An 8,419-nucleotide genomic window follows, 5' to 3' on the forward strand; every position below is an offset into this window, starting at 1 on the left:
TGATACGCCTGATTCTTGCGGGCAAGCGCCCAGTTGTACACAAACCGGCAGCACCCAAGGTGCTGGGCGATCAGAGTCTTCTGATCCTCTGTCGGATACAGCCGGTACCGGTACCTCCGCAACATACGATAGCGTCATATTATTCCTCCTCCGGCATAAAGAATAGCCGTGTGGGGTGAAAGTGAAGAAGGGGGCCGCTTCCACCTCCCCCGTGCGGAGGGGGCCTTCCCGCTCCGCTCCGCGAGCCCCGCAGAGATAAAGTATACGCTTGGTGCGCCGGCCGGGGTCCGCCCCCCTCAGCCGGTGATGTTCGTCGTGTTGCCGGTCTCTGTCGGCGTATCAGTGGCTGTCGCATTGATCACCGGCAGGGTGATGTCAGGCGGGAGCAGGACCGCATCAATGGCGTGGATAACGCCGTTCGCCGCCGGGATATCGGCCCGGACCACCTTCGCACCGTTCACCGTCATGCTCTCACCGGTGGCGTCGAGATCGATTGGGCTGCCCTGGACGGTCGCGATGGTGCCACCTGTGGATGCTGGGTATTCACCGGGAGCCACGTGGTAGAGCAGGGCCTCGGCCAGGTTACCCTTCGGATCCTCGAAGAGCTCGTCCAGCGTCTCCGGTGGAAGCCGGCTGAAAGCCTCGTCGGTGGGCGCAAAGACCGTGTAGGGCCCAGACCCGGTGAGCAGCCCCTCAAGCCTGGAGGCGTCAAGCGCCCGGACGAACGTTGAGAAGTTTCCGTCCCTGGCTAAAACCTCGTCGATTGTCAGATTCTCGCCCGGCGTCCCGGCAGGCGTCTGGTTCTGAACGTTATCCTCCCGGAGGCTGGTGCAGCCACAAACAAGAACCGCTGCCCCGAGAACCAGGGCAACCATGAGTAGTGTACAGGTCGTCCGCATAATTTCCCCCCCAGGAGGGAGTGCACCTCCGCTCCCGATTTCCTCCCCGGGCCTATATATACCCTTGGTCCCCGAGACCCCGGTTCCGGCCCCCTCTCCTACCTCCGAAGTGTCAGGGTCGAGACCACGTGGCTGACCGGGTCATAGACCCTGACAGCATGGTTGCCGGTATCGGCGATGTACCAGAGCCCCCCGAGGTTGACCAGACCGCCCGGTTCGCTCAGTCTTGCGTCCCCTGATACCCCGTTCTGGTAACCGCGATCCCCGCTCCCGACCCGGGTAAGGACCCAGCCGGTGTCCGGGTCAAGCTCCTTGATCTTGTGGTTGTAGGTATCGGCGATGTAGAGCAACCCCTGATAGCTGGCTATACCCATCGGGTGGTGGATACGCGCCATCCTTGCGATGGTGTCGAGGTCGCCGAAGTCTTCCAGGGAGTGGCCGATGAGGGTCTCGACCATCCCCCGCTGTATGCGACGGATCGCTGAAGCCCCACTGTCGGCAATGTAGAGCGCCTCCCCGTCGGTGACGATCCCGGAGGGGCTGGCAAAGGCGGCCTCATGGAGGGGGCCATCCATCAGCCCCTCCAGGCCGGAGCCGGCGTAGGGCTCCAGAGTATGGGTAGCGAGGTCCATCCGCCAGACCTGGTTTGCCCCGGCCATAGCGATGTAGAGGTAGTCACCCATCAGCGCGAGATCCCGCGGTGCGTTCAACGCCACACCTGTTCCTGGTCCACCTTCGCCGGGTGACGGCGCCTCAAGCCCGGTCCCGGCAACTGTCTCAACCCTCAGGTCTGGCCAGGAGACCTGCCGTATGGTATGGTTCCCGGCATCTGCAACATAAAGGACCCCGGCCTCTTCATCAAATGCAAGGCCCTCCGGCAGGTAGAATGCAGCCCCTGAGGGGGATCCGTCGGCATTCCCCGGGGGCCCGGTGCCGATGATCCCGAGGATCTCTCCGTCCCGGCTGGCGACGATGATCCGGTGGTGACCGGAATCACTTATGAACAGGCGCATCCCCGCATGGTCCGCCGTGATCTTGCCGGGCTGGTACAGGGCCGTCGCAGGAGCGGGCGCGAACTGCAGCCGTTTCTTCACGAGTATGCCGCGCTGCTCGAAATCCCTTGCGATCCGGTCGATCCTCGGGTTGAGCCGCCCGTAGAGCCCTTCCCCGGCCGTCTTCCCAAGAACGTTCCCTTCCGGGTCGATGAGGACGAACGTCGGCCAGTTCCGGATCCCGAAGGCCTGCCAGAGCAGGTAGTCGCGGTCGATGGCGACCGGGTAATCGATCCCGGCACAGCGAATCGTCTCCTGGAGACTCCCGGTGACTTCGGGGGACTCGAACCCCGGTGCATGGACATCGATGACCACCAGTTCCGGGTGATCCCCCTCGAGGCGTCGGAGCTCAGGCACCATCCGCATGCAGTTCGAACAAGCAAACGTCCCAAAGCAGAGCAGCACGATCCTGCCTGCCAGTTCACTGATGGAGAGCGGGTGATCGGTGTTGAGCCACTCGAGGCCGGCAGGGAAATCGGGGGCAGCCGTCAGGTTCATGCGGCACCCTCTGGTATCTCCGGGTTATGAATGTTGGCCCGAACCGGACGGGGTATCCTCCGGTACCACCGGCCCCTCACGCCTGCGGTCCTGCTGCATATCTCACCTGCGGTGCGGCGAGCATCTTCTCACAGAAGGCGACTGCCTCAGCAACCCTGCTCTTCTGGTAGACCGCGGGCTTGATGTATGGTCTCCCGGGGAGGCCCCTGATCACTGAAAAGACCTCCGACCAGGGCACATCGTCGGTCACCGACGGCGGCCTGAGGTCATTGTGGATGTGGAAGGCCTTCAGGGCTTCAGGCGGGATCTGCCGGAGCGATCGCGCAAAATCCTCCCTCGTGGCGGCGTGGAGGTGCCAGGGGTCGAGTGCTATCCCGACCAGGTCGGCGATCCCGGGCTCGAGCCCCGTGAGCGTCGCCCAGAACGCCCGCATCTGGCTCCCAGTAGATATACTCTGATCTTTGTGGTTCTCAAGCAGCACCAGCGGTTCCACCCCAAAGGCGTTCTGGTGGGCTGTGATCAGGGTATTCATTCCCGTGGCGATATCGGCATGGGTGTTCTTCCGGTCGCCGGGATGGATCTCGATGATATCCGGGGGGACACCAAGAAAATCACCGACCTCAAGGAGCATATCCCCAAGAGCAATCACCCACTCAGGGTCCCGCCACCGCAACTCCGCCTTCACCTGCCGGCCGTGATGGTCTCTCCGGGGTATGCCCGGCTCGGTATGCAGGAGATACCCAAGAGAGGAGGGCAGGCCTGCATCCTGCCGGTAGAGCTGCTCGATAGATGACCGGGTAAGCATGGAGCCGATATCCTGTCCAGTCCGCTCCACCTCGGTCCTGTTCTTGATGAAGTCGGCAGGGATCTCGATATACGTGCACCCAAGCGGTTCGGCGAGGCCCCAGCGTTCAAGGAGCCCGCCCCTCCGGGCGACTTCGGTGACGTTTGGGTAGATGTAGTCTGCACCGGGCATGGCAATCAGGCTACGCCATGGTGGGATGGCACAAAAATGTTGGGGACGGGCTGACTTCCCCCTTTTCCGCCCGGATATGGGCGTACCATTGCCGGCTATAGCGGGGTTGCGGGCATGTGAACCCCTCCGGTGGCCGGGGCCCGGCCCAACCTATTTCACCCGTCAGACCGAATGATCGGTGTGATTGGCACTCTCGATCCCCACCAGAACGAGCGTGAACGTCAGCTCCTCGAAGAGATCCGGGAGCAGGGGAACACCCCAAAGGCCGCCAGCCTCTTCCAGGACCTTATCCTCTCCCACTACCGGGCCTACGGCCGCGACCTCCCCTGGCGGCGGACCACCGACCCCTACCACATCCTCGTCTCCGAGATCATGCTCCAGCAGACCCAGGTCGAGCGGGTCGCCGTGCGGTACTCCGAGTTTCTTGAGCGGTTCCCTGACTTCGAGAGCCTTGCCCGTGCACCACAGAGCGAGGTGCTGCTCGCCTGGCAGGGCATGGGTTACAACCGCCGGGCAATCTCGCTTCAGAAGACCGCCCGGCTGGTGGTAGATGAATACAGCGGCAACCTCCCGGCCGACGTCGAGACACTCGCAACCCTCCCCGGCATAGGGCAGGCGACCGCGGCGGCCATCTGCGCCTACGCGTTCAACATGGCGGTCGTCTATATCGAGACGAACATCAGGCGGACCTTCATCCACTTCTTCTTCCAGGACCAAAAAGGCGTCCGGGACGACGAGATACTCCCGCTCGTCGAGCAGACGCTCTACCAGGAGAACCCGCGGGAGTGGTACAGCGCGTTGATGGATTACGGCACGGTGTTGAAGAAGCGGACGGCAAACCCGAACCGGCGGAGCGCTTCCTATACCAGGCAGAGCCGGTTCGAGGGGTCCGATCGGCAGGTCCGGGGGAAGATCCTCGCGCTGGTCCTCGAAGAAGGGGCCGTTACCGAAGAAGAGGTGGCGGCCCGGGTTCCCGAAGATGCCGGACGGGTGAAGCGGATCCTCGGGGACCTGGAGAAGGAGGGGTTCATCGCGGAGAGCGAGGGGACATATTCCTGCCGGTGAAGAGGACAGGCCCCGCACACGGTGAAGCGGGTAGATCAGGCAGGTTGATGCCCGACCGCAGCCACTCTAACAAGTGATGAAGATCGGCTACCCGTGCATCAACCGGAGCATCGGCTGCACCTCGGGCCGCACGTTCAGGCTCGCCTCCTACTCCGACGAGCGGCTGGAGGAGACCGTCCGGGAGAACCTCCGTTGCCTCCACGCGATCCTCCGCGAGAACCTCAAGGGTTCCATACTCTTCTTCCGGATCACCTCAGACCTCGTCCCGTTCGCATCGCACCCGGTCTGCACCGTCCCCTGGCAGGAGACCTTCGCTGAGACATTCCAGGAGATCGGCAGGTTCATCAGGGAGCACGGGATGCGGATCTCCATGCACCCGGACCAGTTCGTCATCATCAACGCGAAAGACCCGGGTATCGTCGAGCGGAGCATCGCGGAACTCCGCTATCATGCCGCGGTCCTCGATGCCATGCACCTCGATTGGACCGCAAAGATCCAGGTTCACGTCGGCGGCGTATACGGAGATCGGGAGGCGAGTATGAAGCGGTTCGCAAGCGAATACTCCCGTCTCGATGAGGATATCGTCCGCCGGCTGGTCATCGAGAACGACGACTCGCGCTACACCCTGGCCGACTGTCTCCGCATCCACGAGGAGACCGGCATCCCGGTGCTCTTCGATGTGTTCCACCACCAGGTTAATCCTTCAGGGGAAGCGGTGGCGGAGGCGGTTGACCTCTGCACCGCGACCTGGCGGCCGGAAGACGGCATCCTGATGACCGATTACAGCACCCAGATGCCCGGCGGGCGGAAGGGACGGCATGCAGAGAGCCTGGATCCTGCGCTCTTTGAAGAGTTCCTCGCTGAAACCGCACCGGCGGATATGGATATCATGCTCGAGATCAAGGATAAAGAGAAGAGCGCTCTCCGGGCCGTCGGGATCGCCCGCCGGGATGGGCGATGGTCCCGGCCCGCCCGGTCAGGGCATAACGACGTCGATTGACGGAGGAACAAGCGCTGCACTGATGGCGTGGCAGACCCCGTTGATGCAGAAGGCATCGGCCTCGACGATTGCAACACCGTTGACGGTGATGCCCTTATCGGATGACCGGATGACGAGATCGGTCCCGAGGTTCGACCTGATGGTCGTCATGCTCCTGAGTTCCTCAGAAGTCAGGCTCCCCGGCACGACGTGGTAACTCATGATGAGAACAGCCTTATCCGGGTCCCCCCGGATCTCGTCCATCCGCTCCTTTGGTACCCGGGAAAAAGCCTCATCTGTCGGAACAAAGACTGTGAACGGCCCTCGCTCGCGGAGCATCGGCTCCATGCCTGCTATCCGGATCAGGTCAAGAAACGCGGTGAAACTCCCTGAGTCCTTGAGGGTTTCAATGATGTTCTTCATACCTCTCTCCCCGCGCACCACTCATGCGCCGGATTATTTATGTGTTCTCCTGGACCCTACACAGCAGCCGCCCTGACTCCGGGGGGCAGGAGCAGCATATAGATCGCGTGGCAGATCCCGTTGGTGCACCAGGCATCGGTCTCTATTACCGGCACGTTGTTGACCAGCACCCCCTCCGGCGCAATATCCACGGTCAGGTCTTCCCCCTGGAGCGACCGCAGGGCCCGTATCCCAAGCAGGTCTATTGCGGAGTGCACCCCCGGGACAATATGGTAATTCAGGATATCAGTGAGCCGGTCGATGTCATCAAGGATCGAGTCAAGTTCCGACCGCGGTACTGCCTGGAAAGCGTCGTCGTCCGGGACGAAGAGCGTGTAGGGCCCTTCGGTCCTCAACCGCTCTTCCATGCCTGCTGCCCGTATAAGGTCCAGGAACGTGGTGAACGATCCCGATTCCCGCAGTGTTGCAAAGATACTCTTCATGATTGAACCCGTCTCCCCGTAACCGGGAGAAAACCCGATACGGCGTCCCGGCCCCCCGGGATCAGAACGACCTCTCCACCCGTGCCTCGACCGCCCGGGGTATGAGCACGCGGTCGATGACGTGATACATGCCGTTTGTGCACTCAACGTCCGGCTGGATGATGACCGCATCGTTCAACTGCATCCCTTCAGGTGACGCTGCAATATCAAGGTGGTCCCCCTGCAGAGTCTTGATCGCCTCCATCTGCGCCAGTTCGTGTGTGGTGAGTTTGCCCTGGACCACATGGTACATGACCATGCCCGCAAGTCTCTCCCGGTCGCTCACGATAGCCTCAAGCTTCTCCTCCGGGATCCTCGTATACGCTTCATCCGTCGGGATAAAGACCGTATAAGGCCCTCTTTTCTGGAGGAACTCTGTCACGCCTCCTGCATCTGCCATCCTGACAGAGGTGCTCAACCGGTCGTCCTCCCGGGCTGTCTCAAATATATTCTTCATAGGTTATCCTCCAGATGAGCACCGGCGAGATCATTTCGCATGATATATAAAATTGCGGTTATGGGGTCTGAACTGATGTGTGGCTCCCGGGGGCGGAGCGGTATTGACCGAATGATGGTTGAGCATTTCATCTCATAGTGTCCATGCAATACCGCCTCACGCGGAAGGCCGCGTTGCCCTGACGCCCGCGTGATTGCTGCTCCTCCTTCGCGCTCCCCCGCGTGGCTTTCCGCGCGAGGTTTCGGTAGAGAGGTGCTACAGTCTCTCGCGCGAAGACGCGAAGACGCGAAGACGCGAAGTCCGTGTCGCTCCTCCTAACCGGAACCCTTCGCGTCCTTCGCGCCTTCGCGTGAGGTTTCAGTACCGGGAGGGGATAATGCCTCCCGCGAGAGACCGGCGATCACTCCCACGCACCCCCAAATTAAGGTGACTTGGTCCAGCAGTGCCGGGTTTGCTCACCCCCGATTCAGTGGAACGCTGAAGAAAGGGTTCCCGGGCCGGCTACTCACCGGCCGCCGTGTAGGCCTCAAAGGCCTGTGAGAGCGTCGCGAAGGGGACACAGTCCAGGACGTGGATGATGCCGTTGTCCGCCTCCATGTTCCCCTCGATCACGACGGCCTCATCCACCTGTGTGCCCCGCTCGGTCTGCCTGACCGCGATGAGGTTCCCCTCGACGGTCTGCACGACGTTTCGCGCGAGCAGCGCATCGAGCGTGCAGCGGTGCCTGTCGATCGTGAAGAAGTCGATGAGGTGCGAGAGCATCTGCTTGTCGTTCAAGATCATCGCCCGGTTTGGTTCGGGGATCGCATCCCACGCCGAGTCGACCGGAGCAAAGAACGTCATCGGCCCTTCGGCCTGCAACGTCTTCTCCTCGCCAAGGGTCTGAATGATATCGATGAGTCGGCCAAACCTGCCGTCGGTCTTTAATGCATCAAAGATCTTCGCCATACCAGGTACCTCCCTGTGAGAGCCCCTCGTGGCATGTTATTGTATATTGATTGGTATAATGAGCACATCCCAAAAATACCCTGTGACTGGACATCCACATGGTTCAAGGCATTCTGGCGCATGTTCGCAAAGAAGTGAGCAAGAGCCAGCGTCACATCACTGACACGGCTTGCCACCGGGTATCGCCTCGCGGGGGAGGGACCGGGAGGGGGCGAGCCCCCATACGCGCTAACGTTCGGTATGGAGACTCGTGAGGATACCGTCCAATTCTGTAGATGGAAGTCGTTTTCGGGTATTATTGACCGGTCTGCGGGCAATCGTCCACCTCCTCGGAAAACGATCTGGATCCTTGTCGGGGGGCAATCGGCGAGAGCCCGACTGGTTCGCACCAGAAGTTCATCGTGCCCGGGCAGGGTTTGCCCCTGGGATAAGCCCGGGCACTGCCCCCGCCCCCTCAGGGGGCGGGGGAAGAGCGCGCCGCGAGCCGGGCGAGGTGGGGGTACGGAGTATAATCATCTTGTGCGGGGAGGGGGCGATGCCCACCACGGTCCACTGCCTGGGTGAGCCGGGGGATACTCCGCGTTCACCAGAACCGACATGG

At 61.7% G+C, this 8,419-nt stretch carries 10 protein-coding genes; 2 read left to right on the forward strand and 8 right to left on the reverse strand.

Annotated elements, in window-relative coordinates; all coding sequences use genetic code 11:
- The 4 genes from BP858_RS02290 to BP858_RS02305 form a co-directional block, all read right to left on the reverse strand.
- A partial coding sequence (locus tag BP858_RS02290) for a helix-turn-helix domain-containing protein (protein WP_286878734.1) occupies positions 1 to 125 on the reverse strand: 125 nt, incomplete at its 3' end.
- A gap of 171 nt (positions 126 to 296) precedes the next feature.
- Positions 297 to 899 (reverse strand): fasciclin domain-containing protein, encoded by a 603-nt coding sequence (locus BP858_RS02295; protein ID WP_286878730.1) that lies wholly within the window; start codon positions 897 to 899, stop codon positions 297 to 299.
- A gap of 98 nt (positions 900 to 997) precedes the next feature.
- The gene (locus tag BP858_RS02300) at positions 998 to 2,449 is read right to left on the reverse strand and encodes a thioredoxin-like domain-containing protein (protein ID WP_286878731.1); all 1,452 of its coding nucleotides are present in this window, start codon (positions 2,447 to 2,449) and stop codon (positions 998 to 1,000) included.
- Positions 2,450 to 2,525: 76 nt separating this feature from the next.
- Entirely contained in the window at positions 2,526 to 3,425 is a 900-nt protein-coding gene (locus BP858_RS02305; RefSeq protein ID WP_286878732.1) for a hypothetical protein, read from the reverse strand.
- A 171-nt stretch (positions 3,426 to 3,596) separates the two neighbouring features.
- Here BP858_RS02305 and BP858_RS02310 point away from each other — a divergent pair, with 171 nt between their 5' ends.
- Both BP858_RS02310 and uvsE read left to right on the forward strand, forming a co-directional pair.
- The gene (locus tag BP858_RS02310; protein ID WP_082864894.1) at positions 3,597 to 4,490 is read left to right on the forward strand and encodes an endonuclease III; all 894 of its coding nucleotides are present in this window, start codon (positions 3,597 to 3,599) and stop codon (positions 4,488 to 4,490) included.
- Between the two features lie 76 nt (positions 4,491 to 4,566).
- A complete protein-coding gene (gene uvsE / locus BP858_RS02315) occupies positions 4,567 to 5,490 on the forward strand; it encodes a UV DNA damage repair endonuclease UvsE (RefSeq protein ID WP_074175158.1) in 924 nt (307 codons plus the stop codon).
- Here uvsE and BP858_RS02320 read toward each other — a convergent pair.
- From BP858_RS02320 to BP858_RS02335, 4 genes are all read right to left on the reverse strand, one after another.
- Positions 5,467 to 5,892 (reverse strand): fasciclin domain-containing protein, encoded by a 426-nt coding sequence (locus BP858_RS02320; protein WP_074175157.1) that lies wholly within the window; start codon positions 5,890 to 5,892, stop codon positions 5,467 to 5,469. The genes uvsE and BP858_RS02320 overlap by 24 nt on opposite strands.
- 56 nt (positions 5,893 to 5,948) lie before the next feature.
- Positions 5,949 to 6,374 (reverse strand): fasciclin domain-containing protein, encoded by a 426-nt coding sequence (locus BP858_RS02325; RefSeq protein ID WP_074175156.1) that lies wholly within the window; start codon positions 6,372 to 6,374, stop codon positions 5,949 to 5,951.
- A gap of 61 nt (positions 6,375 to 6,435) precedes the next feature.
- Entirely contained in the window at positions 6,436 to 6,870 is a 435-nt protein-coding gene (locus BP858_RS02330) for a fasciclin domain-containing protein (protein ID WP_074175155.1), read from the reverse strand.
- A gap of 501 nt (positions 6,871 to 7,371) precedes the next feature.
- Positions 7,372 to 7,818, reverse strand: coding sequence for a fasciclin domain-containing protein (locus tag BP858_RS02335; RefSeq protein ID WP_074175154.1), 447 nt, complete (start codon positions 7,816 to 7,818; stop codon positions 7,372 to 7,374).
- Positions 7,819 to 8,419: the final 601 nt, after the last annotated feature.

Origin of the sequence: Methanoculleus sp. UBA413 (assembly GCF_002502935.1) — an archaeon.
Classification (GTDB): domain Archaea; phylum Halobacteriota; class Methanomicrobia; order Methanomicrobiales; family Methanoculleaceae; genus Methanoculleus; species Methanoculleus bourgensis.